Below are 24,412 nucleotides of genomic sequence, written 5' to 3'. Positions count from 1 at the left end.
TGCAAATTCTTGATAGGCAATAGCTGCTTTATTCGTTGGCATATAATCAACTATGCTCATACTTTTTAGATTTGCTTCACCTACTTTTACCGATTTAGGAATTTTAACGTTAAAGACTTTAATGTGTTCACCATACGAATTCTCAATCATTTCAAGTATGCTTTTAGAAAGATTTGTTCTTTCTTCATACATTGTAAGGAGTATGCCATCAAATGATATCTTTGAATTTATACGTCTTTTAATTTTCACTATTGTTTTAAGTAAAAGTTCAAGACCCTTTGCAGATAGGTATTCTGGTGTTGCTGGTATTAAAACACTGTCACAAGTTGCAAGTACATTTAATGTCATTAACCCAAGTGATGGCATACAGTCGAGAATAATATAGTCATAATCATCTTTGATTTCATCAAGAATCGTTTTTAGAACATACTCTCTACTGATGGTACTAACTAAGTTAATCTCAATGGCTGAAAGTTCAATACTACTAGGAATAATATCTACACCTTCTTTTTTGATAATGTAACTTTCCTTTGGTGGTAGATCTTTATCATTGATTACATTCATCATTAGATGATAAAGTGTTGTTTCAAGTTTTACAGAATCCTCAATACCAAAACAATCGGTCATGCTTGCTTGATTATCACAATCAACCACCAATACTTTGCATCCCTCTTTTGCTAAAATACTTCCTAAGTTCCTACAAGTCGTACTTTTTCCTACCCCGCCCTTTTGTGATGCTACTGCAATTATTTTACTCATGGGTTTTTCGCTCCTTTCTGATTCTCACTGTGTAATGTGATTATACATTTTATAATTAATCAAATCAATGTTTCGTTAGTTTTGTTTTTTATATTTTTAATTCTTTTGATAAACCACACTTAATAGTGTATTATTATATTTAGGTAGGTGATTAAAATGAAATTAACTATGGTAGAAAAAATCCGTATTTTATTAAGAAGAAAAAATGTTACTATTGTCGAATTAAGTACTAGATTAGAAACTACAAATCAGAATTTAGCTAATAAATTTAAGAGGGATAATTTTTCAATGAAGGAACTTGATGAAATTGCTGAAGCTCTTGATTGTGAATTTGAAGGTTTTTTTGTTGAAAAAGATGGCGATAAGATTTAGAGTTGATTATGTTAAACAAAACATTTATGCTTTGTAAAAATTTTAACAAACATGCAAAAATGACAGAACACCATAACGGTTCTGTCATTTTTGCATATTTATTATTTTATTTTTCACTCTATTTTATGCGTTTTTCATCGTTTTCTCGACGTGTTCACGCATACCATGTCATATTGCAATTTCCACTTTAATACCATTTTTTAGGTCTTTTTCAACGTAATTATCACTGTTTTTAGTGTATGTTACAATATCAGAAAACACCTTGAAACCCAGTAATATCAACGGTTTGAGCGTTGTAGTTTTACTACCGTCTCGACATGAGGCGTGTGTGGGAACATGTCCACCAACGCCATATCCGTCATTTCATAATTGTTTTCTTTAAGAATGAGCAAGTCCCTCGCAAGTGTTTTGGGGTTGCACGAGATGTAAAGAATTTCTTTTACGTCATAGGCGATTATGTCCATTAGAGCTTTCTCCATTATGCCCTCTCTTGGTGGATCGAGAACTATGACATCGGGTTTTTCCGGAATTATCTTTAATCCGTCCCGTACATCTCCTGAGTAAAACATGCAATTATCAAGACCGTTCAGCTCGGCATTTTCATTTGCTTTTTCGACGGCTTCGCCTATGAGCTCTACACCGTAAACCGCCTTCGCTTTTTTGGCAAGCAGCTGACCGATAGTTCCTGTTCCTGAGTATAGATCGTAAAGCACTTTGTCCGAAAGGTCGCCCAGCATGGAAAACCCTTTTTCGTAAAGAAGTTCCGCTCCCGATGTGTTTGTCTGAAAGAATGAAAATGGTGAAATCTTGAATTTAAGTTCTCCGACTTCCTCGAGTATCCAATCCCTACCGGATATGACTCTCAGCTCATCGCAACGGACCGCGTTTCCTATGTCATCATTGACGGTTCTTAAGATGCCAACTATTTTTCCTTCAAGTTCAAGCGATTCCATTGCTTTATTATATTCCTTTTCGGGGAAGGCAATTTGATCGCTTGTCACGATGTTTACCATTATCTCCCCTGTATTCTCTGCCTTTCTCACTATAAGGTTCCTTAGAAGGCCCATATGCGTCTTGTTGTTGTAATGGGGAAGTCCATGTTCCTTGCAAAAGGCAAGCGTCTCATTCATGATCCTATTAAAGTCTGTATGCGTCAAAAGGCAATCGCTTATTGTCAGCACATCCATGTAGCGGCCTTTTCTATGCATCCCCAGGGTGGTTTCCCCTCCCTTTTCCATGTCGCCGAAGGTATATTCCATTTTGTTTCGGTATCTGTAAATCTTAGGGCTGGCGGTAATGCCTCTATAGGGTACATCCATTATTCCATGTTCTGCAAACAGGTTCATGACCGCCTTTTCTTTCTCAATAAGCTGATGTTCGTATGAAAGGTTCTGCCTTGAGCAGCCTCCGCAAAAATCATTGTGGATGCAATCTGCAGGGTTCTCGTCCTTTCTGGGCTCGACAATTTCCAAAAGCCTCGCCTCGGCATAGGTCTTTTTTATCTTTCCCACCTTAGCTATTACTTTTTGCCCGGGAAGCGCATGCTTGACGCGCACTTCCGTGCCCTCATGAAACGCTATTCCCATATTCGGAAAAAGCATTTTTTTTATTGTCAGTTCTATTGTTTCTCTTTTTTTCATAGTGTATTCCTCTCATTGCTTTTTACTCATAATTGAACCCCCCACGACTAAAGTCACAGGTATTTTGGCGCTTCTCACAAATATTAATACGAGTATATCACAGTTTTCATAATGCTTTGAACCGGTTAAATACTTATAAACGAAAAAAGAAACGGCCCGCTCCTTGATTGAGCAGGCCGTTTCAATGCTATTCGTGTTTCAATTTCCCTCGTAAAGACTGGATGAGAAATACACCGGTTCGCTTGTTGCTTCAATCTGCAATTTCCTGATTATGTTTTCGTTTGCAGCGGAAAGAATAGTTGTGCAATGCGCTTGGCATCCCATAAGCAATTTTAACTTGTCCACCGCAACCTGAGCTGTCGGGTTGGTAACCGCACTTATGCTAAGTGCTATAAGAATCTCCTCAGCGTCAAGAATCAGATTTGTTGATCCAAAGGAATCCTTTTTCAATTTGCGAATCGGCTCAAGAATCATCGGTGCAATCAGATGCAATTCATCGTCTATTTTAGCCAAGTACTTGACTGCATTCAGTATAGCTGCGGAAGGAGCATCCATAACCTCTGTCGTTCTTCCCGTAACAATAGTCCCATCAAGCATCTCTATTGCAAAAACAGAACATATGTCCTTGCACTTTCCTGAGGCTTTAAGGCTCTCTGCCTTTTTCATAGCCGGGGCAACCACTTTTCGGTTATTAGGACCCAATCCAAGCTCTTCCATTATGAGTTTTGACCGTTGGAAAGTTTCCAAATCGACCAAGCCCTTCTTGTATTCACAGCCTGTATTGAAGTATCTTCTTATTATTTCTTGACACGAAGCCTCTTTAACAACTTCGTCATCAACTATCCCAAATCCAACTCTATTTACTCCCATATCGGTAGGCGATTTGTATGTAGCCTCCTCGCCGGTGATTTTCTCAATTATTCGTCTAAGCACAGGAAAAGATTCTATATCGCGATTATAGTTTGTCGAAATCTCGCCATAGGCGTCAAAATGGAAGGAATCAATCATATTAACATCCTTTAGGTCTACGGTAGCCGCTTCGTATGCAATGTTTAGCGGATGTTTAATAGGCATATTCCAAACAGGGAATGTTTCAAACTTGGAATACCCCACGGCATGCCCCTTCTTGTTCTCGTGATATAGCTGGCTGAGGCATGTGGCAAGCTTTCCGCTTCCCGGACCAGGTGCAGTAACTACAACTATCTGCTTGGTTGTCTCAATATATGGGTTCTTTCCATAACCTTCATCACTAACTATTGTATCGACATCAGTCGGATAGCCTTTTGTAGCACGGTGGGTATATACCTTGATATCTCTTCGTTTCAGCTTATTCATAAATAATGTTGCAGCTGGTTGTTCGTTATATCTGGTTATTACTACGCTGTTGACATTTAATTCCTGTGCGCGGAGCTCATCAATCATCCTGAGCACATCCATATCATAGGTAATTCCAAAATCGCCACGTATCTTGTTGCGTTCGATATCCCCGGCGTACACGCATATTATCACTTCCGCCTTATCCTTAAGCTTGCGCAACAGCTTGATTTTTGCATCCGCCTCGAAACCCGGCAGGCAACGTTTAGCATGCATGTCGCACAAAAGCTTTCCACCAAATTCAAGATAAAGTTTGTCATAGTTATTTACTCTTTCCAAAATAAACTTTGACTGCTCTTCCAAATACTTTTCCGAATCAAACCCCTTTTTCATAAAATCTCCTCGCAATTTTCCCCATTTTTTTCTATCGTATAACAATCCATTTTCTCTTTGTTAATAATAATTAATATCGGCTTGTCTTTATAGCTCCGTACTAATATTACTCCATTAGACAATCAAAATCAATTTGAAACTACCCCTAAATCATCAATATCAATTTCGTCCATGCTTTCCACATGCATGTCTGCCAATTCTATAAGCTCATGCCACCTCGTTTTGGAATAAGCGTCATATACCGCACAAGACTTCATCCCAGCCCTTTTAGCCGCCAATATACCTGCATAGGTGTCCTCAAAAACCATGCATTTTGAAGGCTCTGTTTTTAACTCTTTGGCAACTTTAAGGTATATATCCGGGCTCGGCTTTCCCTTAGGAACTTCACATGATGTACGTATGACATCAAAGTACGCATGTATCCCATTAGAATGAAGAACCGATTCCGCAAGTGCCCTAAAATTGCTTGTTCCAATTCCAAGACGCAAACCTCTTTCGCTAAGGCGCTTAACCAACTTCGCAGCTCCACTCTTCAACCTGATTTTGTTTTCATATAAATCCGCAGCCATATGATTCCATTCCTCTTTTATGCTTTCGATATCGTCATCTATACCGAATCTTTCCTTAAAATAGTGCGCTGTCTCCGTGAAACTCATTCCCTCTATTTCATGCTGTAAATTCTCAGGTAATTCAACGCCATATTTTTTTAGATAATCAATATCAATCTGTTTCCAAATCCACATGGAATCCACAAGGGTTCCATCAAGATCAAAAATGAACGCTTCGCAATTTGCAATCATTGTAACACCTCATAACAAAATCAACCTTTGAAGGGCTGATTTTGTTTTCTCCAAGTTTATTCAATTAATCATACCATCAGTAGTCCATGCCTACAAGAAATTTTGCCCTTCTTATTAAAAGGGCCTTTATGGCAATATGAGTTTGGGCTTGAAATCTATATAGTCGCTGGAAACCAATTCGTAGCTTGTACCATCTTTAACGCCTTTAATTCCCGCACTATAGGAATTTATGTTGTGCAAATGTCCATAAAGCACAATTTCAACTCCGTACTTTTTAATCAAATCAGTAAACCCTGACGGTTCGAATTTTTCATTGGTCGGTGGATAGTGAAGCATGACGATTATTCTTTTCCAGCCTTCTTTCTTAGCAGATATCAATGACATTTCGAATCGAGCAAGTTCTCTTCTATAAATCTTGTCGTCATGCTCATCAGCCGCGGAATCGTTTGGACAAACCCAACCCCTCGTGCCACAGATTGCGTATTCTCCATATGATGAATGATTGTTCTGTACGAATATATGATTCGAATAAGCCAAATGCATTTTCTTTAGCGAGGTCCACCAATAGTCATGGTTGCCTCTTAAAAGTATTTTTCTTCCAGGCAATTTTTCTATCCAGTCCAAATCTTTTCTTGCATCTGACAGGTGCATTGCCCACGAAATATCTCCCGGAATCAAAGTGGTGTCCTCCTCGGAAATATACTTCTTCCAATTCTTTTCAATTTTTTCATAATGCTTGTTCCACTGGGGCCCAAAAATATCCATTGGCTTGTCTGTGGAAAAGCTCAGATGCAAATCCCCTATAGCATATAAAGCCATTGCTCATCCCTTTCCTTATCAATCAAATGCCCGATATCTAGCTATGTTCAATTTTATATTTTTCAAAAGATCCTCAAGCTCGTCCAAGCTACCCTTATCCCATAATTCATCAAATTTTATCTGGAATTTCATCGCTTCGGATTGCTGTCCAAGCAAAGTAAGCAGCTGTATATTTTTTACTATGTTCGATATGGTATTTGATTTTTCTTCAAACAGTATTTGAGCATTTATAACCTCGTTGCGTATTTCACACATTTCTTCGTCTAATCTAAATGCCGCATCAGCCGCGCTCATTAGACGCGCTCTAATGTCTTCGGGTATTTCCTTTTTATATTTATACTTCAGAGAATGCTCTATGGTTGCCCAAAAGTTCATTGCAAGAGTGCGTATCTGAATTTCAGCAAGAATCTCCTTTTCCCCAAATGCGGTCTGCACCGGGTAACGGATTATTACGTGATAGCTTCTATAGCCGCTGTCCTTCTGGTTGTGTACATAGTCCTTCTCGTTCTCAATCTTGAGGTCTTTGCCATCTCTGATTCTAAGCAAATCGACAACACTATAGATATCGTCTACAAATTGACACATTATGCGCGAATTCCTGCGATATCCTCCATTTGGTCTTCTATATCGTCATCATCGATACCATTTCGCTTTGCTTTTTCCAATATGCTGTTTATTTTTTTTACTCTTCCTGTTATAAATTCAATTGGAGAATATTCATTCATTTCCCTGAACTCGTCCCTCAAGGACTTAATCTTCACTTTCAATTCCTCGACCGCCTGTTCATAAGGAATCAATATTCTTTCCCAATCTATTATTCTATACATGAAATCACCCCAAATATCTATGACCTTATATTACTATATTAACACAGATACTCCATTACGCAAAAGTGCAAAAGCCTCCACGCCGGGAGGCTTTTGCCTATAGACAAATACTAAAGTCTTTCAGCTATATAACCTACAAGATCGACTACTCTTGCCGAATAGCCCCATTCGTTGTCATACCACGAAACAACTTTAATCATCTTTTCTCCTACTTTGCATGTCAAGTCGGCATCCAAAATTGAAGATCGGTAATCTCCCGTAAAGTCCTTTGAAACTAGAGGCAATTCATTGAATCCCAGAATGCCCTTCAATTCGTTTTCTGAAGCCCTCTTCATTTCGGCGTTTACTTCCTCTACAGAAGCTTCTTTTTCAAGATTTACAACCAAATCAACAAGAGAAACAACAGGTATCGGAACCCTTACAGCCATTCCATTCAATTTTCCAGCCATCTCCGGTATTACAAGTCCAAGAGCCTTTGCCGCTCCAGTAGTCGTCGGTATCATCGAAAGAGCTGCAGCCCTAGCTCTTCTTGGGTCTTTCTTGTGAGGCTTGTCCAACAGTTGCTGATCGTTGGTATATGCATGTATAGTCGTCATAAGGCCTTCTTTGACTCCAAATGCATCGTTTAACACCTTGACAATTGGAGCAAGGCAGTTAGTAGTGCAAGATGCGTTAGAAACTATTTCATGTTTTGCCGAGTCATAGGACTTTTCATTTACACCCATAACAAAGGTACCGTCAACATTTTTTCCGGGTGCAGACAAAACAACTTTCTTAGCACCAGCCTTGATATGCTTGTAGGCATCTTCTCTGTTGTTGAAAATCCCTGTAGATTCCACAACAATCTCCACTCCCATGTCTTTCCATGGAATTTCTTCAGGATTTCTGAAGGCTGTAAATTTGATAGCTTTGTCCCCTACGTATAGTGTTTCCTTGTCAGCGCTGACATCCTGCGGGTAAATCCCATACACGGAGTCATACTTGAATATTTGCGAATGTTTTTCAGGTCCACTTGTGCTGTTTATTACAATAACTTCCAAGTCGTCTCTTTCAAGAGCAATTTTCAGAACATGTTTTCCAATTCTACCGAAACCATTGATGCCAATTTTTGTTTTCATTCTCAGCACCCTCCTTTTGTTTTGTTTGCCTCAAATATTATATCACATTTTTTAATTAGAGTAACATATTTATCGTTTATTTTTCGCAAAACGTTCAACTGAACGATTTGCCAGATAGCCAAATTCTTTACCTTGCCAGCTGTTATTTTCGGTCATTTTCTTTTCAATCATGTCGCGTATTTTCCACCAACTCGCATCCCAATTGCAAAAAAGCGTTTTTTCCTTGGGCGCCCTTGCCAAAAGCCTCTGTATTGCAATTTCAGGATCTAGCTTTTCCAAGAAAAGTACAACCCTATCCACATACTCATCCATTGAACAAATTTCAAACTCATTTTTACTGTACAGCTCACCCATAACTGTATTTTCAAGCACATAAAGTGAATGCAACTTGACTGTTTGAATTTTAAGAGCCGACAATATCTTTGCAGCTTCTACTGCATCTTCATTGTCATCCCATGGAAGATTCAATATTAGGTGCGCACCTATATCGAATCCATAAGGTTTTATCATTCCAACGCAGTATATGAACTCTGCAAGGCTATGCCCTCGGTTAAGCTTTGTCAACGTTCTATAGTTGACGCTCTGCAGTCCTAGCTCTATCGAAATGGAAATTCCTTTGCTCTCCGACACATCCTTAAGCACATCCAAGTAGTCCTCGTCCAAGCAATCCGGCCTGGTGGAAACGCATATCTCGACAACCCCGTCTATGCACGCATCCTCCATTCTTTCTTTAAATACTTCAAGCGGCATATAGGTATTTGTGAAATTTTGAAAATATGCTATGAAAGCCTCAGCATTGTATTTCTTCCCTATATAGCTTTTGTTTTCTATAAGCTGCTCTTCTACCGAAAGATTAAGATTCAACATCTCAAATCCCGCCGCATCCTCTCCACAGAATATGCAACCTCCAGTTGATATGGTACCATCTCGGTTTGGGCAGCTCACAGGCAAGTTTACGGGCAACTTATATGTTTTTTCGCCATATTTTTCTTTCAAGTACTCTGAATATCTTCTGTACAAAGGTTTCATTATCCATTGCCTCTCTTGTTTTTAAAAATTTAAAACAGCCTTTACGGCTACTTTAAATTAAATATACACCAATTGTACATCTATAACAAACTGCTATTGTGCAGGAATTAAAACTTTCTGTCCCGGGAAAATAAGATGTGGATTGTTCATTTTATTGAACTCTGCCAAGGTTTGCCATGCAACTCCAAATTGCTTTCCAATTCTCCAAAGCACATCCCCAGACTTAACCACATAGGTCTTGGCTACAACAGGCACTTCTACAGGAGATGGAACATATTCTGTGATGCGACCCTCTACCACTGAACCTGCGGTGCCATTTGCCTCAATATAATCCATTAGGATCTCGTCCATTCCTCCGAGAAGCATTATTTCTTTCTTTCCATCAAACATTGTGTATCCGTCTCCGCCTACAGCTATGAAGTCGTTTGTAGCCACTTCATATGTAGCATTCATATCAAGAGGAGCTCCGTTTATCATAATATTCATAATTCTGCTTCCGGCCGGCTTTGTTACATCTATTTGGTATTTCACATTTGCAACATGCGTGAAGGCACCCTTTTGTTCGGGATAGTCTGTAGCTCCGACTTCAAGAGCCTCCTTGACTTCCATACCTGTAAGCGACTTAACAATAACGGTGTTTCCAAAAGGCAATACTGTTATTAATTCTTCGATGGTGATGTCCCCTATATCTATGGATGCACGGATTCCGCCTCCATTAGTCATCGCAAAATCGGCACCGGTTGCATCTAGCATTGCATCTACAATCAGGTTTCCAAGATTTGTTTCACCTGTTCTAACTTGGTCTCTTTCTCCATCAAGCACAACTGCAGTAGTGCCCACAACCGGAGATACAAGTTCCTGATATTCGACTTTAAGTTCATCAACCAGAGCCAATATTTCCACGTCGCCTTCTATAGTGACATTCTCTTTTTCCAATAGACTTGCAGTGATTTCGGCTTCTCCCTATTTAGTTATGTAACAATTTTCAATTCTATTTCTTTCAATCCCTTTCCCTTAAGCCTCTTAATCATATCTTGTTCGGCCATTTTTTCTCTTGATTTCCCCATAACCATTATGTCTATATCTTTTTCGCGGGCGAATTTCTCCAGTGTTTTGACAATATCGTCAGCCTTTACAATCGTCAAGTCAGCGCCATTTCCCTTGCTTACTTCAAATAAATATTCGATGGCATCGGCTTCTTTTAATTTTCCAAAATATTTCCATCCCTCCTTCACTACATGAATGACATAAAGGTTGTCGTCTTCATCCTTTGCCATGGCCGCCCCTGCTTCAATGAGCCTTTTGCATGACTTTTGCTGCGTCACACAAACCATAATGTTGTGAGTTCTCATTTAAATCTCCTTTTTTCATCGCTTTTATATATATACACATTTTATGAAAACAATATTCACTCAAAAAAAAACAAGAGCCTAAGCTCTTGTTAAACTTTTCAAATTAAATGTTTCTTTATTTTCTCAGGAAGAAGTTCCGGATTGCAACTAAGTGTCATTACACAATCAATGGATTGTTTTTCAGAAAGCCATTCAATCCTATCTATAAAATTAATTACATTATCGTTTTCACTACCCATTATGTTATACAAACCGTCAATGTAAATTTTTTCAATATCGTAGTTGTTGGCAATTATTCCATAAATGAAACCTATGAATTCATCCGTCGTTTTAACGGGAAATTCCTCAAGGTTGACAAAACGCACATCGTGTTTCAAATCATACATATGTCTATTGTCGTCATCTATATATACTACATTCCCTTCAAGCTTTTCAATATCCACATTTACCATGTCAATTATTTTCTTCGTTTTGCCAGTTCCCTTTTCGGATGCAATTATACTTATCATGTAATCTCCTCCCTTTTTAGCGAAACTAGTTCGTTGCTGTCATAACTATATATTTCTATTTTGAAAGGCCAATTCCTTTAAAAACAATTATTTTATTTGCACGCTAAATGTTCGTCCTAAGGTTATTTCGCAATTGTCCGCACGCGGCATCAATATCCTCTCCAAGTGTTCTCCTAATGCTTGCGGCTATTCCTCTGCTCTCAAGAAATTCTTTGAATTTTTGCTGCACGGCTCTTTCCGATGTTTTGAAGTCTCTTTCATCCACACTGTTGTATCCAATTATATTTACATGGCAATTAAGCCCCTTGAGAAGTTTTGCGGTTTTTCTAAAACTGTCCATATCGTCGTTAATGCCTTTCATCAGCGCATACTCGAAGGTTATTCTTTTCCCTGTTTTTTCCATATATGCTTTGCATGCTTCAAGCAGTTCTTCAAGCGGATATTTCCTATTGACAGGCATTATGCCGCTTCTTGAAATATTGTCAGGAGAATGAAGCGAAACCGCCAAGGTTATTGGGATATCTTCTTCCGAAATCCTGTAAATCCCAGAAACTATGCCGCTTGTCGAAACGGTTATGCTTCTATAGCTTATACCCAAGCCCTTTTCTTCATGTGCTAGTCGAATGAATCGAATAACATTATCATAGTTGTCAAAAGGCTCACCGCTTCCCATTAAAACTATATTCGATACCCGAATCCCCTGGTCGTGTTGAGCCGAAAGTACCTGCCCCAGCATTTCTCCCGCTGTCAGATTGCGTTCCAGCCCTCCTATCGTCGATGCGCAAAAGCTGCAATTCATTCGACAACCCACCTGGGTGGAGATGCATATGCTGTATCCATGATGATATTTCATAAGTACAGATTCAATTATTCTACCATCTACCAGCTTCATTGCATACTTCACTGTTCCGTCGGACGAAACCTGCTTGGCGATAATTTCATTGCGAGTCAGACTAAATACATCTTCCATTCTATTTCTAAGGGATTTAGGCATATTTACCATTTCTTCAAATGAATCAACACCCTTTGAAACCCAATTGAAAATCTGATCGCTACGAAATCCCGGCTGCCCAATTTCTTTTATTTTATTTTTTATTTCATCAGGAAACATGCTCTTCAAATCTAGCAATTTTTTTCTCCTTTATTGTCGAATTGGTATAAACACCGGCGATAATCATAAACATGCCTACTATATTATACCAACCGATAGTTTCATGCAGTATCGGTGCTGCAAGCCCCATTGAAAATACCGGCAGCTCAGCCATAGCTATCTTACCCGCTATGAATGCTCCCGCCCAGCATAAAGCTGCAAATGTCATCATTATGTATGTCTTTTTATCTTCCATTTGTGTCTCCCCATAGTTATTAAAAATTTGGCTTTTCATCTAATGCATACAACCTTTATATTTTTGTCAAATCATTAATCCATTTATCTGTTCTTATGCGTGAATATCCTAAAATAGTCTTTCCTATTTCCTCCAGATTCACCAACAACACTACTACGTACAGGGGAAGTCCCCAGTAAAGGGCTCCTGCAAATGCTAATGGAACCCCAATTAAATAAATACTCCCCAATTCTATTAAGAGCGAATATTTTGTATCCCCTCCGCCCCTAAATAATCCTATTATATACACGTTGTTCAAAAATTTTATTGGCATCAACACTCCATTAATCCACAAAATATATTTTGCCATCCGGCGTACTTCTTCGCTTACTATAAATTGCATCGACACAAACTTTGCCGAAAAAATCATGATGGCTCCAAGAATAAACCCGCTCGCAACAGCAAGTTTCATCATTCTCTTAGCATAAATTCTTACTTCGGCGCTCTTCTCCCCAATTAGATTGCCAGTTATCACAGCACCCGCATTCCCAATTCCTACGGCTGCGATAAAGAATATATTTGATACGGTTTCAGCAATGCGGACAGCCGCAAACTCCTCGGTACCCATTCTTCCATAGGCTACTGCATACAAACTCATTCCAACAGCCCATATGCCTTCATTAACGACCACAGGCCATATTCTATGATAAACAGTCTTGACATAGTCAAAATCGAAATCCATAAGTTCCTTAATCGATGCCGAAATAACTATGCCCTTTTTATTAACCATTAGAACCATAAAAACCATTTCAAAAGCCCTGGAAATAAGCGTAGCAATTGCGGCCCCTTTAACCCCCCAAGCGGGAAAAGGCCCTATTCCGAAAATCAAAAATAGATTAAGAACAGTATTCATAGCAAGGGCCAATGCGCTTATAGTCAACGGAAGCCTTGGTTTCCCAATGCTTCTTGAGGATATGGAATAACTAAGCGTTACAGCCATCATTACAAGCGAAAAAGAAACGATTTTCATGTAGGCTGCGCCCTCACTCACAACACCCTGATCCTTTGTGAAAATCATAATTATGGGTTTTGCAAAAAATATCCCACCAAAAGCAAATATCACGGCTACTAGAACCCCCGAAAAAATTCCAAGGCCTAGAGTCTTTTTGATTTTGCCTGTTTCCTGGCTTCCCCAGAATTGACTTATGAATATTGATATGCCGCTATTTACGCCAAATAAAAGCAAAATCAAAATAAAGAAGTACTGATTCGCTATGCCGATGGCCGCTATCTTTTCTGCTCCCAATCGGCCAATCATCAATGTGTCTATCAAATTCAGCGAAGTAGTTATTAAATTCTGCATGGCAATAGGAAAAGCCATCCAAACTATTTTTTTATAATTCTGTTTTACTGTCGCTATTGTCTCTTTCACAAATATCTCCCTACACCTAAAATTTCATCAGAGAAATGCTCCCCTGCATATCCTCCATATATCTAATTATTCGAATGATTTTTCGATTTTTCTATGTGTAAAGGCCTTTTTCTTGCTCGCGTAATCCTCTACTATATGTCCATTGCCAAGCATTTTATATTTGTAAATCATGAGTCCGTCTAGTCCAACCGGTCCTCTTGCATGAATCTTGCTTGTGCTTATGCCGACTTCAGCGCCAAAACCGTATCTAAATCCGTCCGCAAAACGCGTGGAGCAATTCCAGTAGGTGCTTGCCGCATCTACAAGAGCCATGAATTTTTTTGCCGCAGTTTTATCCTCCGTCAAAATGCATTCCGTATGGCTTGATCCATAGGTATTTATATGTTTTATCGCTTCATCAATGCCACTTACTACTTTTATAGAAACCTTGTAATCAAGATATTCCATTTTCCAAGTGTTTTCATCAGCCGGCTCAGCATTAATGAATTCGCGCGTTTTTTCGCACCCAAAAATCTCGACTTCCCCTTTGAACATTTTTTCTATTTCAGGCAAAAAAGTTTGAGCTGCCGCCTCATGCACAAGAATTGTTTCGGTCGCATTGCAGGCCGCCACATATTGTGTTTTTGCATCGTAAAGAACCCTTAGAGACTTTTCAACATCTGCATCCTCATGAATGTAAGTATGACAAATTCCATCCGAATGTCCAAGCACAGGTATATTGGAATTGTTCATGATATATTTCACAAATGCATTTGACCCTCTAGGAAGTATCAAATCTATTTCATCATCCATTTTAAGCATCTCGGCAACATCTTCCCTCGTCTCCATCAGCTGTATCCATCCTTCCGGCGCTCCGCTGCCGGTCGATGCATCTCGTATTACCTCATACAGCTTTCTGTTGGTTTCCATGGCTTCACTGCCACCCTTTAAAAGAACGGAATTCCCGCTTTTCAGACACAATGATGAAATTTGAACAAGGGCATCCGGTCTCGACTCGAATATCACCCCTACTACTCCAATTGGGCATGTAACCCTAAACAGCTCAAGCCCTTCATCCAATTCCATGGCATAGGTTGTCTTTCCTACAGGGTCATCCAGCTCTACAAGGCTCCTTATTCCATCCACTACTCCCTCAATCTTGTCTTCTTGGAATTTTAGGCGTTTTAGTATCGGTCCTGGCAAGCCTTCTTCTTCGCTTCTTTTTAAATCCATCTCATTTGCTTCTATGATAGATTTCTTCTTCTCATTCAAGGCTTTTGCAACCGAAAGCAAAATATTGTTTTTTGTTTTTCCGTCCAATGCGGCCAATTCAAGAGATGCCTGTTTTGCGGCCAAGCCCTTCTGCTTCATGTTCATATCACTTCACTCCTTGTATTTTTTAAAGTGTATTTTTCGCAAATTTTCCAATGTTTTTCCCTGTAAATATTTGTAGTCGTCACAAGCTCTTGATAGCATAATATTGTTTTCACAACAAAATCAATCTTTCTTTTTCTTTGTCAAAATTAAATATAAACCTATTAAAATCAAGATCAAAGGCCAAAAACGATTTATACCAATCAGCAATTCCGTGATATCCCAATACTCTACAGCGTAAACAAATATACCGAAAACGGTAAGTGCAATTCCTACAATCGCTGGCCAAACCGTTTTTCTATCCAAACTTCCATTTTTAGTATTATGGATAAAGAAAATTAAATAAAAAGCAATCGCCATGAAAAAGAAAAAAGCGGCACCTTCAATCCTTCCATTCATAAATAAAAGTCTCGAGCTCTGTAAATTAGCATATGTTCCCAGTAAAATAAGAATGCATGCCGGAATCAAAAATCCTATTGGCCTTTGCCTAATAAAATATGCAATTAGAAATACTGATCCAAGACCAATCAAAAAGTATTCTCCTGAAATCCATCCTTGCCTTGATGCAAAATTGATAAGGCCTATTAAAACCAGTATTAATCCGATTATTTTTTTATTACCCATGGACTCATCCTCTCTTTCGAAACGCTTCGAGCAATGCAAGTTTTTGGGAACGCTTCATTTTTTTGATTTCCGCTTCTCTTCTTAGCGCACTTGATTTATCTTCGCAAGTTTCAAAATATTTCAGTATGACAGGCCGTTTTGAACGAGTATATTTTGCAGCCTTTCCCTCATTGTGCCTTGCCACTCTTTTTTTCAAATCTGAAGTCCACCCTGTGTAAAGGCTTCCATCCGAACATTCCAATATGTACACGAAGGCCATAGTCTCTTTCCTTTCCATATTATCCCCATTATATTATATCTTTATTCCTACAAAAAACAAACAAAAGGCGCAAATGCCTTATTGCATTCACGCCCTCTAAAATCAACTGTCATAAACTCTGTAAAACTTTTTATTTTTCACTTGCAGCTTCAATTTGTATAGGCTGACCCTTTATAGTGTTTCTGCTCATGATGCGAAGTACATTGTCCGCATACTTAACAGGCACTTCAACAAACGTGTACTTGTCGAAAATATCTATCGATCCTATAAGATCTCCCGGCATTCCAGTCTCACCCGCAATTGCTCCGACAACATCTCCAGGACGAACGCCCTGCTTTTTGCCTATGTTAATAAACAGTCTGGCCATTCCAGGTTCAGAACCATTTTCCTTTACAGAAGAGCCGGTCCTTCTGCTTTCTTGCCTACTTTCCTGCTTGATTTCTTGCTTGCTTTCACCCATAACCATCTTGAGCAAAGCTGCTGCAACATCCAATGTAGAGTAATCCTCTTCAAGTAGCTTCTCGATCATATGGGTTTCCTTGCGGAGGTTTTCATTTTCTACAATATTGCCTACCTGCTGCGCCAAACCATTGAAACGCGCCTCGGCAACATCGGTAATAGAAGGCATCTGCTCTCTTTTAATCTTTGTCTTTGCGTAACGCTCAATGCTCTTTAACTTGTAAACCTCTTTGCCGAACGCGAAGGTAATGGATTGACCTTCTTTTCCGGCTCTTCCGGTTCTTCCAATTCTGTGGACATAATATTCCTCGTCCTGAGGAACGTCATAGTTAAACACGATTTCAATATCTTCAACATCGATTCCTCTTGCCGCAACATCTGTGGCAACGAGAATCTCAATGACACCCTTTCGGAAATTATTCATAACTCTGTCTCTTTGAGTTTGCTTCAAATCGCCATGCAGACCGTCGGCAAAATATCCTCTTCCTTGAAGTTCTTGAACAATCTCGTCCACACGTCTCTTTGTGTTACAAAAGACTAGCGCCAGATTAGGATTGTTGATATCTATGAGTCTTGTTAGCAACTCAAATTTGTTTCTTTGTTTTACTTCAATATAAGATTGTCTTATTTTAGGAACAGTCAATTCCTTATGCGCAACTCTGATTGTTTTAAAATCTTTAAGATATTTTTTAGCTATCTGTAAAATAGGTTTCGGGAGCGTGGCTGAAAACATTGCAGTCTGCCTATCTGCAGGCGTATCCTTCAGAATGGTTTCTATGTCTTCCCTGAAACCCATGTTCAGCATTTCATCTGCTTCGTCAAGAACAATCATGTTTATATGAGTCACATCAAGCGTGCCTCTTCTCATATGGTCCATAACTCTCCCCGGCGTTCCCACTACAACCTGAACACCTTTTCTAAGAGCATGCATCTGCCTGCTGATAGGTTGTCCTCCATAAACAGGTAAAACGTTTACTTGCTTCATGTATTTGGACAGTTTTTTTATTTCATCCGACACCTGTATAGCAAGTTCCCGCGTTGGGCAAATAACCATGGCTTGAAGCGCTTTTTTGTTTGGTGAAATCTTTTCTAGCAAGGGTATCCCGAAGGCAGCAGTTTTACCGGTTCCCGTTTGGGCCTGCCCGATTATATCCAATCCATCCATAAGGTATGGAATCGCTTGTGTTTGTATGGGCGTGGCTTCCTCAAAGCCCATATCATCCACAGCTTTCATGATATTTTCTGAAATTTTTAACTCTTTAAAATTAATGGTTTGCATACATTTCCTTTCTGTTTCTTATTATACTTTTATATGTTCCATGAACATAGCTACAAATGAATGCACATTCATATGCAGCATAAATTAAATCATCTTTACAACTTTATAATTATACACTAGTTTATGCTTCAATGCAAATTTTTTTCAGTTACAAATCGATGAAAATATGCCTGCATCAAACCTTGAAAATCCACCCATCAGGGGCTTCCATATCCCCGAGCTGAATTTCACACAGGGTTTCATAGAGCTTCTTAGTAACGGGCCCCACCTCATTAAGGCTGTGAAACACATGCATTTCTCCCTTATATTCTATCCCGCCGATAGGTGTTATGACAGCAGCCGTTCCGCAGGCTCCGGCTTCCTTGAATTCGCCAAGATTGTCGATGTATACATCTCTCTCAATCACCTTCATGCCCATGTATTCTTTTGCTATGTGTATAAGCGAATACTTTGTTATGCTTGGAAGTATCGAAGAAGAGTCCGGGGTTACAAATTCGTCGTTTTGGGTAATTCCAAAAAAGTTGGCCGCCCCAACCTCTTCTATTTTGGTATGGGTTGCGGGATCGAGATATATGCAGTCTGCGAATCCTTTTTCTACGGCCATTTTATGGGGAAGCATGCTTCCTCCGTAATTTCCTCCTACTTTTGCCGCCCCTGTTCCGTTAGGCGCAGCCCTGTCATAATCGGTCACATTGAAGTTGACCGGCGTCATGCCTCCCTTGAAATACGATCCTACAGGCGAGCAGAATACTATGAATAAATATTCGTCAGAAGGTTTGACCCCAAGTATATCCCCTACGCCAATCAGCATTGGTCTTAAATAAAGTGTCGCTCCTGTCCCATACGGGGGAACATATGCTTCATTCGCTTTAGCAACTTTCCTACATGCTTCAACAAACTTTTCAGTCGAAACCTCAGGCATCAGAATCCTGCGGCATGTATTCTGCATTCGAGCTGCATTCATATCCGGCCTAAATAATTGTATTTCGCCATTTTTTGTTCGATAAGCCTTTAATCCTTCAAAACATTGCTGCCCATAATGCAAAGCCGTAGAAGATTCGCTTATATGTACTATATTATCTTTTATAAGTTCCCCTTCGTCCCAAGCACCGTCTTTCCATCTTGATATGTAACGGTAGTCCGTTTTCGTATATTCAAATGCCAACTTGCTCCAATCAATATTTACCTTTTTATCCATATCATTATCTCCTTTCAAATACCTATTCAGAATAGTTTCTTGCCTAAAATTCAACTACATCTCCCACGCCAAACGGAATACTCCCAAATGCTGCGTAAAAGGCCGTAAGAGCCTCAAAATCCGTGCAATGGCTGGTTGATATGAAATCCGGATTGATATCCTTCAAATATGCAATTGTCCGCTGCGTACGTTCACCATTGCCTTTGAGATGGAATCCTCCCATGGCTAAAGTCACGGGAGGTTCAATCAGACATCCTAATTATATTATACATAAAAAAACCAAAAAATGAAAAAACCCCGGTCAAATGACCGGGGTGAACATTACTGCATTATTTTACAGATGTTACGTTTTCAGCTTGAGGACCTTTAGGACCTTTAGTAACATCGAAAGTTACTTCTTCGCCTTCTTCAAGAGTTTTGAAACCCTCTTTGTTGATTTGCGAGTAATGAACGAAAACGTCGTTTCCGTCTTCTGCTTGGATAAAACCAAACCCTTTTTCTGCGTTAAACCATTTTACTGAACCATTCATGCGTGTATTCCTCCAAAATTTTTATTCCTTCAATTCATTTAGACTAAATTAATTATGTTGGAAGCTGCATTTGTTTCAATAAAGGCCATGCAAATAACTTTTTCCCAAATAATAATTCGATTCATCATGAATCAAGGTTCAATTAGTACTATACACTTAAATTATTCTTTTGGCAAGTATATCTTGAAAATATTATCTGTATCTCTTTAATGTTTCCAACATACGGTTCTTTCTGTCCTTCATAAATTGCAATTCATTTCTAAGTATATTGTCCTTAATTCGATCCTTTTCAATGAAATATAAGGACAAACCTCCCAGTCCAACATGGGCACCAACACTTACACCCATCTGCATTATAAAGATTTCTCCATCATATCCTGTTTCCTTCAACAGAATATTTTTAAAATTCTCCGCAATCTTTATATCCGAAGTATATCCTATTATCACAAAGTCAGTCATTTCCAAGTCGACACGATCATTAAATTCCCTTGTATAGTGTCTATATACATTTTTTCTTCCACGTTCTTTTGCAACTATTGCACCCTTCTTGTTCTTCATAGTCATTATAGGCTTTATCTTGAGCATCTTCCCTATAATTGCGCTTGCGTTGCTCAGTCGTCCGCTTTTAATTAGATGGTCCAAATCATCGACGGATAGGAAATGCTTCATATTATACTTATATGTTTCATTGAATTCAATCAATTCCTCGAAAGTGGCTCCCTTTTCCATGAGCCTGGCGGTTTTCATTATTAGCCATCCGCTGCCGTGACTCATCGAAACTGAATCTACGACATACACCCGCGATTTCGACTCGGGATACTTGTCCCCAAAGTATTCTCTTGCAATTTCAGCAGATTGATACGACCCGCTTGTTCCACTAGACATGCATATGCATAAAAAATCGTCATACCCGTCCTTAACACCTTCCTCGATCAATTTTAAAAATTCCTGCGGACTAGGATTTGCGGTTCTTATTTCTCCTTCAACTTCGTCAATCATTCCGTAAAACTCGTCCGGCTGTATATCCACCCTATCCTTATAGCTTTTCCCTTCAATATGAATATTAAGCGGCGCAATTCCTATTTTATACTTTTCAATTATTTCCAGACTTAAATCACATGTTGAATCGGCTAAAAGCTTTATCATGAATTTTCTCATTCCTTCCGAATAGTTTTGATATTTAAAAGCAAATATCTATGTATGATTATTATTACTACTATTATACCTGCTATTTGCATTATTTGCACAACAAAAAAGGATCTGACAAATAGCCGCATCCTTTTGAATAAAAATGGAGCTGATGGTGGGAATTGAACCCACGACCTGCGCATTACGAGTGCGCTGCTCTACCTCTGAGCCACATCAGCAAATATAAATAACATTTATTAATCACACTAAATATAGATTAACAGATTCCATGATTTTTTCAACCATTTTTTTCAAGCGCCCCGTCAATAAACATTGGCAGAGCGCAAACTAATACTTGTATGAAAAGTTTTCTAAAAGCAACTTGGCAACTTAAATAACTCAGCATTGTGGTCTACTCTAGATTCAAGCGGAACATAGTCTTCAAAGGATCTGACATACTTGTATGCCGGCCTTATTATCTTCTTATCGCTCATTACCTGCTCCATGCGGTGCGAACACCATCCGGCAACCCTTGCCACCGCAAATATGGGCGTATAGAGCTCCTTGGGTATATTTAGCATTTCATATACGAGTCCCGAATACAAGTCCACGTTTGCACATATCATAGCATCCTTGCCTTTTCTCTCCATTAAGATTTCTTTTGTCAATTCCTCAATATTTTTATACAATTGGTAGGTTTCGCAATTGTCTTTTTCAAGCGCCAGCTTTGCCGCCTCTTTTTTAAGTATCTCGGCTCTGGAGTCAGAAAGTGTGTACACAGCGTGACCCATTCCGTAAATTAGTCCCGACCGATCGCCCGCTTCCTTGTTAACTATTCTGACAAGATAGTCTTTCAATGCACCCCTGTCACTGTAATTGCAGTTTTCCTTTATCTCGTCTATCATCTCCCGCACCTTTACATTTGCTCCCCCGTGCTTTGGCCCTTTCAGGCAACCTACCGCAGCCGCAATTGCGGAATATGTATCCGTACCGCTTGATGAGACTACATGGGTAGCGAACGCGGAATTATTGCCACCGCCATGATCCGCATGTATAAGAAGACACAAATCAAGAACAGATGCCTCGGTCTCTGTGTATTCATTATCAGGCCTTATCATGTGAAGAATGTTTTCAGCAGTACCAACACCCTTCTTTGGAGAGTGTATAAAAAGACTTTTTTTGTCAAAATAATGGGCTTTGGCTTGATATCCATAAGAAACTATAGTCGGAAATCTAGCAATAAGCATAATGCTTTGCAAAAGTAGGTTCTTTGGAGTAGTATCATCCGGATTTTCATCGTGTGAATAGAGCACTAGTATGCTCCTTTGAAGTTTGTTCATTATGTCATTTGACGGGATCTTTAAAATCATATTTTCCGTAAAAGACATAGGCAACTCGCGAAATTCATCTAGAACATCGTTGAATGCCTTAAGCTTTTCAGCCGTAGGCAATTCACCAAATAATAAAAGATATGCTGTTTCCTCAAATCCTCTTCTTTTTTCCATGACGCACCCCTTAACGAGGTCTCGTATGGCGATTCCCCTGTAATAAAGCTTACCTTCAGTCGGCTTTTTAATTCCGTCTTCCATAATGTATCCTATCACGCTGCTGACTTCTGTCAGTCCAACGGCAACTCCTGTACCATTATTATTTCTTAGACCGCTTTTGACATTATACCGGTCATACAACTCGGGATTGATTGTATTGTTATTCTCAAACAGCCCCGACATGTCGTCTATAAAATCTTTTGCATCCATCTCCCCGTCTCCTTCACTTCCGATTCATTTTGCTAATAATCGCATTTTTCATATCCTCGGTTGAAGCATTCCCACCAAGATCCGCCGTTCTGGTTTTGCCTTCCTCAATCACCTCGGAAATAGCCTTTTCGATTTTTCCCGCTGCTTCAGTCTCGCCTATGTACCTAAGCATCATGGCTCCGGACAATGTGAGTGCTATAGGATTCGCCAAGCCCTTTCCTGCAATATCGGGCGCGCTTCCATGAACCGCCTCGAAAATTGCTATTTCATCGCCCACGTTTCCTCCGGGTATCATTCCAAGGCCTCCGACAAGCCCGGCTCCGAGGTCGGAAAGTATGTCTCCGTAAAGATTCATGGTAACAATTACTCCGAACTGCGCAGGGTTCATAACCATTTGCATGCACATGTTGTCGATTATAACTTCCTCAAGATGCACATCGTATCCCTTTGCCATTTGGCGGGCAGTTTCAAGAAACATACCGTCTGCAAGCTTGAGTATGTTGGCCTTATGCGCTACAGTCAGTTTTTGATAACCGTTTTCTGCGGCATATTCGAAAGCGCTTTTCAGTATTTTTTTAGAGGCGGTTCGTGTAACCTTCTTAACCGCCTCTACGCAATCATCATCAATCACTCGTTCTATCCCTATATATAGGCCCTCTGTATTCTCCCTGAAAATAATAAGGTCCACATCTTCATATCTACTTTCCAAGCCCTTCATGCTTTTGATGGGTCTGATGTTTGCATATAGATCATATTTTTTGCGAAGCGCAACATTGATGCTCCTGAAACCGCTTCCTATCGGTGTTGTTATGGGCCCTTTAAGCACCACCTTGTTTTTTTCGATGCTCTTAAATACAGAGTTCGGTATTAGACTTCCCGTTTCCTCAAATACTTTTTTCCCTGCATTGACCTTTTCCCAGAGTATCCTTGCTCCGGACGCCTCGATGATATTAACAGCAGCTTCGGCAACTTCCGGGCCTATGCCATCGCCGGGGATTAAAGTAATTTCATGAATTTTCATATAGTTTATCCTTTCGCTTTCATTAAATTTATTGTTCCTCCGGCCATGAGGGTTTCCCTGTCCCTGTCGGATCCAGTCATTTTGGCCAAAATCGTAGACCCCTTCGTTTTGTTTTCTATGATCATCTCGCCACTACCCTTCAAAGCCGAGGCAATGTTTCCAAAGTATAGCTCATCATAAAGATCGATTGAATCGTAGTCATCGCTGCTTGTAAATTCCAGCGGCACAATGCCTGCGTTTATCAGATTGGCCTTATGTATTCTAGCGAAGGATTTTGCAAGCACCACCTTTACTTTGAGATATAGGGGAACCAATGCTGCATGCTCCCTGCTGGAGCCTTGTCCGTAGTTTTCGCCTCCGATTATAATGCCCCCACCGAATCTATCGGAACGGTCTTTGAAATCATTGCACTTGGTGCCGAAACAATGCTTAGACAGTTCCGGTATATTAGAACGAAAGGGCAGAAGCGCAGCGTTAGAAGGCATTATATCGTCCGTTGTGATATTGTCACCGGTCTTTAACAGTACCTTCCCCGAATATGTTTCCTCGAGCTTATCGGACAGCGGGAATGGTTTGATGTTCGGACCCATTTCTACTTTGATATCCGGCTGGTTTTTATCCGCGTAAATAAAATAATTGTCCTCTGTAAAAAATTTATCGGGCAGTGCTATATCAATCGCCTCTCCAAGTTCCGTTGGATCAGAAAGCACTCCTTTTATGGCCGAGTATGCGGCCGCTTCGGGACTAACGAGATAAACGCCGGCACTAATCGTTCCGCAACGCCCCTTGAAATTTCGATTAAAGGTCCTCAGGGAAACAGCTCCGGTTTTAGGTGCCTGTCCCATGCCTATGCACGGACCGCATCCTGCTTCCAGAATCCTCGCACCCGAAGCTATCAGACTACCCAAAGCACCATTATCAGCCATCATTTTCAGTATGTTCGAAGATCCCGGCGAGATGACAAGACTTACATCAGGATGAACTTTCTTTCCTTTCAGAATAAAGGCCACCTTCATCAAATCCGTGTATGACGAATTTGTGCAACTGCCTATTGCTACTTGATCGACTTTTAATGGTTTAAGCGATGATATCTCCGCCACATTATCCGGACTGTG

Annotated in this window: 25 protein-coding genes, 1 tRNA gene and 1 pseudogene; 1 reads left to right on the top strand and 26 read right to left on the bottom strand. The window is 39.8% G+C overall.

Annotation, left to right across the window (positions count from 1 at the left end; genetic code table 11):
- Positions 1-759: ParA family protein (locus JJE29_05675; GenBank protein ID MBK5252104.1), on the bottom strand; the 759-nt coding region annotated here is incomplete at its 3' end.
- A gap of 156 nt (positions 760-915) precedes the next feature.
- On the opposite strand from JJE29_05675, the gene JJE29_05670 reads away from it, so the two are divergent.
- A complete protein-coding gene (locus tag JJE29_05670; GenBank protein ID MBK5252103.1) occupies positions 916-1,131 on the top strand; it encodes a helix-turn-helix domain-containing protein in 216 nt (71 codons plus the stop codon).
- Positions 1,132-1,409: 278 nt separating this feature from the next.
- On the opposite strand, the gene rlmD is transcribed toward JJE29_05670, so the two are convergent.
- From rlmD to JJE29_05545, 25 genes and pseudogenes are all read right to left on the bottom strand, one after another.
- Positions 1,410-2,771 (bottom strand): 23S rRNA (uracil(1939)-C(5))-methyltransferase RlmD, encoded by a 1,362-nt coding sequence (gene rlmD, locus JJE29_05665; GenBank protein MBK5252102.1) that lies wholly within the window; start codon positions 2,769-2,771, stop codon positions 1,410-1,412.
- A 198-nt stretch (positions 2,772-2,969) separates the two neighbouring features.
- On the bottom strand, positions 2,970-4,478 hold the full coding sequence (locus JJE29_05660; protein ID MBK5252101.1) for a DUF1846 domain-containing protein: 1,509 nt from the start codon (positions 4,476-4,478) through the stop codon (positions 2,970-2,972).
- Positions 4,479-4,606: 128 nt separating this feature from the next.
- On the bottom strand, positions 4,607-5,278 hold the full coding sequence (locus JJE29_05655; protein MBK5252100.1) for an HAD family phosphatase: 672 nt from the start codon (positions 5,276-5,278) through the stop codon (positions 4,607-4,609).
- Between the two features lie 126 nt (positions 5,279-5,404).
- Positions 5,405-6,097, bottom strand: a complete 693-nt coding sequence (locus JJE29_05650) for a metallophosphoesterase (protein ID MBK5252099.1) — start codon at positions 6,095-6,097, stop codon at positions 5,405-5,407.
- A gap of 18 nt (positions 6,098-6,115) precedes the next feature.
- Positions 6,116-6,924, bottom strand: a pseudogene (locus JJE29_05645) (GTP pyrophosphokinase family protein).
- Between the two features lie 110 nt (positions 6,925-7,034).
- Positions 7,035-8,042, bottom strand: a complete 1,008-nt coding sequence (gap, locus tag JJE29_05640) for a type I glyceraldehyde-3-phosphate dehydrogenase (protein ID MBK5252098.1) — start codon at positions 8,040-8,042, stop codon at positions 7,035-7,037.
- 69 nt (positions 8,043-8,111) lie between these two features.
- A complete protein-coding gene (locus JJE29_05635) occupies positions 8,112-9,071 on the bottom strand; it encodes a TIGR01212 family radical SAM protein (GenBank protein MBK5252097.1) in 960 nt (319 codons plus the stop codon).
- A gap of 93 nt (positions 9,072-9,164) precedes the next feature.
- Positions 9,165-9,974 (bottom strand): 5'-nucleotidase C-terminal domain-containing protein, encoded by an 810-nt coding sequence (locus JJE29_05630; GenBank protein ID MBK5252096.1) that lies wholly within the window; start codon positions 9,972-9,974, stop codon positions 9,165-9,167.
- A 68-nt stretch (positions 9,975-10,042) separates the two neighbouring features.
- Positions 10,043-10,423: a universal stress protein gene (locus tag JJE29_05625; GenBank protein ID MBK5252095.1), complete on the bottom strand. Its 381-nt coding sequence runs from the start codon at positions 10,421-10,423 to the stop codon at positions 10,043-10,045.
- A gap of 98 nt (positions 10,424-10,521) precedes the next feature.
- Positions 10,522-10,932 carry a twitching motility protein PilT gene (locus tag JJE29_05620; GenBank protein ID MBK5252094.1) on the bottom strand — a complete coding sequence of 137 codons (411 nt, stop codon included), beginning with the start codon at positions 10,930-10,932 and terminating at the stop codon, positions 10,522-10,524.
- Between the two features lie 103 nt (positions 10,933-11,035).
- A complete protein-coding gene (gene rlmN / locus JJE29_05615) occupies positions 11,036-12,043 on the bottom strand; it encodes a 23S rRNA (adenine(2503)-C(2))-methyltransferase RlmN (protein MBK5252093.1) in 1,008 nt (335 codons plus the stop codon).
- Entirely contained in the window at positions 12,033-12,278 is a 246-nt protein-coding gene (locus tag JJE29_05610) for a hypothetical protein (protein ID MBK5252092.1), read from the bottom strand. The genes rlmN and JJE29_05610 overlap by 11 nt, the downstream gene beginning before the upstream one ends.
- A gap of 55 nt (positions 12,279-12,333) precedes the next feature.
- Entirely contained in the window at positions 12,334-13,689 is a 1,356-nt protein-coding gene (locus JJE29_05605; protein MBK5252091.1) for an MATE family efflux transporter, read from the bottom strand.
- Positions 13,690-13,755: 66 nt separating this feature from the next.
- Positions 13,756-15,045 (bottom strand): glutamate-5-semialdehyde dehydrogenase, encoded by a 1,290-nt coding sequence (locus JJE29_05600; GenBank protein MBK5252090.1) that lies wholly within the window; start codon positions 15,043-15,045, stop codon positions 13,756-13,758.
- A 120-nt stretch (positions 15,046-15,165) separates the two neighbouring features.
- Positions 15,166-15,666 (bottom strand): hypothetical protein, encoded by a 501-nt coding sequence (locus JJE29_05595; GenBank protein MBK5252089.1) that lies wholly within the window; start codon positions 15,664-15,666, stop codon positions 15,166-15,168.
- 4 nt (positions 15,667-15,670) lie between these two features.
- Positions 15,671-15,925 (bottom strand): GIY-YIG nuclease family protein, encoded by a 255-nt coding sequence (locus JJE29_05590; GenBank protein ID MBK5252088.1) that lies wholly within the window; start codon positions 15,923-15,925, stop codon positions 15,671-15,673.
- 130 nt (positions 15,926-16,055) lie between these two features.
- Positions 16,056-17,663 (bottom strand): DEAD/DEAH box helicase, encoded by a 1,608-nt coding sequence (locus tag JJE29_05585; protein ID MBK5252087.1) that lies wholly within the window; start codon positions 17,661-17,663, stop codon positions 16,056-16,058.
- A gap of 175 nt (positions 17,664-17,838) precedes the next feature.
- Positions 17,839-18,861, bottom strand: a complete 1,023-nt coding sequence (locus tag JJE29_05580) for a branched-chain amino acid aminotransferase (GenBank protein MBK5252086.1) — start codon at positions 18,859-18,861, stop codon at positions 17,839-17,841.
- Between the two features lie 43 nt (positions 18,862-18,904).
- The gene (locus JJE29_05575; protein MBK5252085.1) at positions 18,905-19,096 is read right to left on the bottom strand and encodes a hypothetical protein; all 192 of its coding nucleotides are present in this window, start codon (positions 19,094-19,096) and stop codon (positions 18,905-18,907) included.
- Positions 19,097-19,190: 94 nt separating this feature from the next.
- Positions 19,191-19,391, bottom strand: a complete 201-nt coding sequence (locus JJE29_05570) for a cold shock domain-containing protein (GenBank protein MBK5252084.1) — start codon at positions 19,389-19,391, stop codon at positions 19,191-19,193.
- 192 nt (positions 19,392-19,583) lie between these two features.
- Entirely contained in the window at positions 19,584-20,537 is a 954-nt protein-coding gene (locus JJE29_05565) for a DegV family protein (GenBank protein ID MBK5252083.1), read from the bottom strand.
- 146 nt (positions 20,538-20,683) lie between these two features.
- Positions 20,684-20,758 (bottom strand) — tRNA-Thr (locus JJE29_05560).
- A gap of 132 nt (positions 20,759-20,890) precedes the next feature.
- The gene (locus tag JJE29_05555) at positions 20,891-22,276 is read right to left on the bottom strand and encodes a citrate/2-methylcitrate synthase (GenBank protein MBK5252082.1); all 1,386 of its coding nucleotides are present in this window, start codon (positions 22,274-22,276) and stop codon (positions 20,891-20,893) included.
- A gap of 13 nt (positions 22,277-22,289) precedes the next feature.
- Complete coding sequence (locus JJE29_05550) at positions 22,290-23,297, bottom strand: isocitrate/isopropylmalate dehydrogenase family protein (protein MBK5252081.1); 1,008 nt, start codon at positions 23,295-23,297, stop codon at positions 22,290-22,292.
- Positions 23,298-23,302: 5 nt separating this feature from the next.
- Positions 23,303-24,412, bottom strand: a 1,110-nt coding sequence (locus tag JJE29_05545; GenBank protein MBK5252080.1) for an aconitate hydratase, incomplete at its 5' end; no start/stop codon positions are given.

This window comes from Peptostreptococcaceae bacterium, assembly GCA_016649995.1.
GTDB lineage: Bacteria > Bacillota > Clostridia > Peptostreptococcales > BM714 > BM714.
Note: the sequence above shows the minus strand (reverse complement) of the source record. Positions and strands in the feature narration are given on the sequence as shown.

Excerpts from the sequence above, each read along its gene's own strand:
- JJE29_05670 (MBK5252103.1), top strand. The coding sequence starts at position 916 with ATGAAATTAACTATGGTAGAAAAAATCCGTATTTTATTAAGAAGAAAA.
- JJE29_05565 (MBK5252083.1), bottom strand. The coding sequence starts at position 20,537 with ATGATAAAGCTTTTAGCCGATTCAACATGTGATTTAAGTCTGGAAATA.
- JJE29_05635 (MBK5252097.1), bottom strand. The coding sequence starts at position 9,071 with ATGAAACCTTTGTACAGAAGATATTCAGAGTACTTGAAAGAAAAATAT.
- gap (MBK5252098.1), bottom strand. The coding sequence starts at position 8,042 with ATGAAAACAAAAATTGGCATCAATGGTTTCGGTAGAATTGGAAAACAT.
- JJE29_05655 (MBK5252100.1), bottom strand. The coding sequence starts at position 5,278 with ATGATTGCAAATTGCGAAGCGTTCATTTTTGATCTTGATGGAACCCTT.
- JJE29_05650 (MBK5252099.1), bottom strand. The coding sequence starts at position 6,097 with ATGGCTTTATATGCTATAGGGGATTTGCATCTGAGCTTTTCCACAGAC.
- JJE29_05585 (MBK5252087.1), bottom strand. The coding sequence starts at position 17,663 with ATGCAAACCATTAATTTTAAAGAGTTAAAAATTTCAGAAAATATCATG.
- JJE29_05600 (MBK5252090.1), bottom strand. The coding sequence starts at position 15,045 with ATGAACATGAAGCAGAAGGGCTTGGCCGCAAAACAGGCATCTCTTGAA.
- JJE29_05620 (MBK5252094.1), bottom strand. The coding sequence starts at position 10,932 with ATGATAAGTATAATTGCATCCGAAAAGGGAACTGGCAAAACGAAGAAA.
- JJE29_05580 (MBK5252086.1), bottom strand. The coding sequence starts at position 18,861 with ATGGATAAAAAGGTAAATATTGATTGGAGCAAGTTGGCATTTGAATAT.
- JJE29_05595 (MBK5252089.1), bottom strand. The coding sequence starts at position 15,666 with ATGGGTAATAAAAAAATAATCGGATTAATACTGGTTTTAATAGGCCTT.
- JJE29_05555 (MBK5252082.1), bottom strand. The coding sequence starts at position 22,276 with ATGGATGCAAAAGATTTTATAGACGACATGTCGGGGCTGTTTGAGAAT.
- rlmD (MBK5252102.1), bottom strand. The coding sequence starts at position 2,771 with ATGAAAAAAAGAGAAACAATAGAACTGACAATAAAAAAAATGCTTTTT.
- JJE29_05570 (MBK5252084.1), bottom strand. The coding sequence starts at position 19,391 with ATGAATGGTTCAGTAAAATGGTTTAACGCAGAAAAAGGGTTTGGTTTT.
- JJE29_05550 (MBK5252081.1), bottom strand. The coding sequence starts at position 23,297 with ATGAAAATTCATGAAATTACTTTAATCCCCGGCGATGGCATAGGCCCG.
- JJE29_05660 (MBK5252101.1), bottom strand. The coding sequence starts at position 4,478 with ATGAAAAAGGGGTTTGATTCGGAAAAGTATTTGGAAGAGCAGTCAAAG.
- JJE29_05625 (MBK5252095.1), bottom strand. The coding sequence starts at position 10,423 with ATGAGAACTCACAACATTATGGTTTGTGTGACGCAGCAAAAGTCATGC.
- rlmN (MBK5252093.1), bottom strand. The coding sequence starts at position 12,043 with ATGTTTCCTGATGAAATAAAAAATAAAATAAAAGAAATTGGGCAGCCG.
- JJE29_05610 (MBK5252092.1), bottom strand. The coding sequence starts at position 12,278 with ATGGAAGATAAAAAGACATACATAATGATGACATTTGCAGCTTTATGC.
- JJE29_05590 (MBK5252088.1), bottom strand. The coding sequence starts at position 15,925 with ATGGCCTTCGTGTACATATTGGAATGTTCGGATGGAAGCCTTTACACA.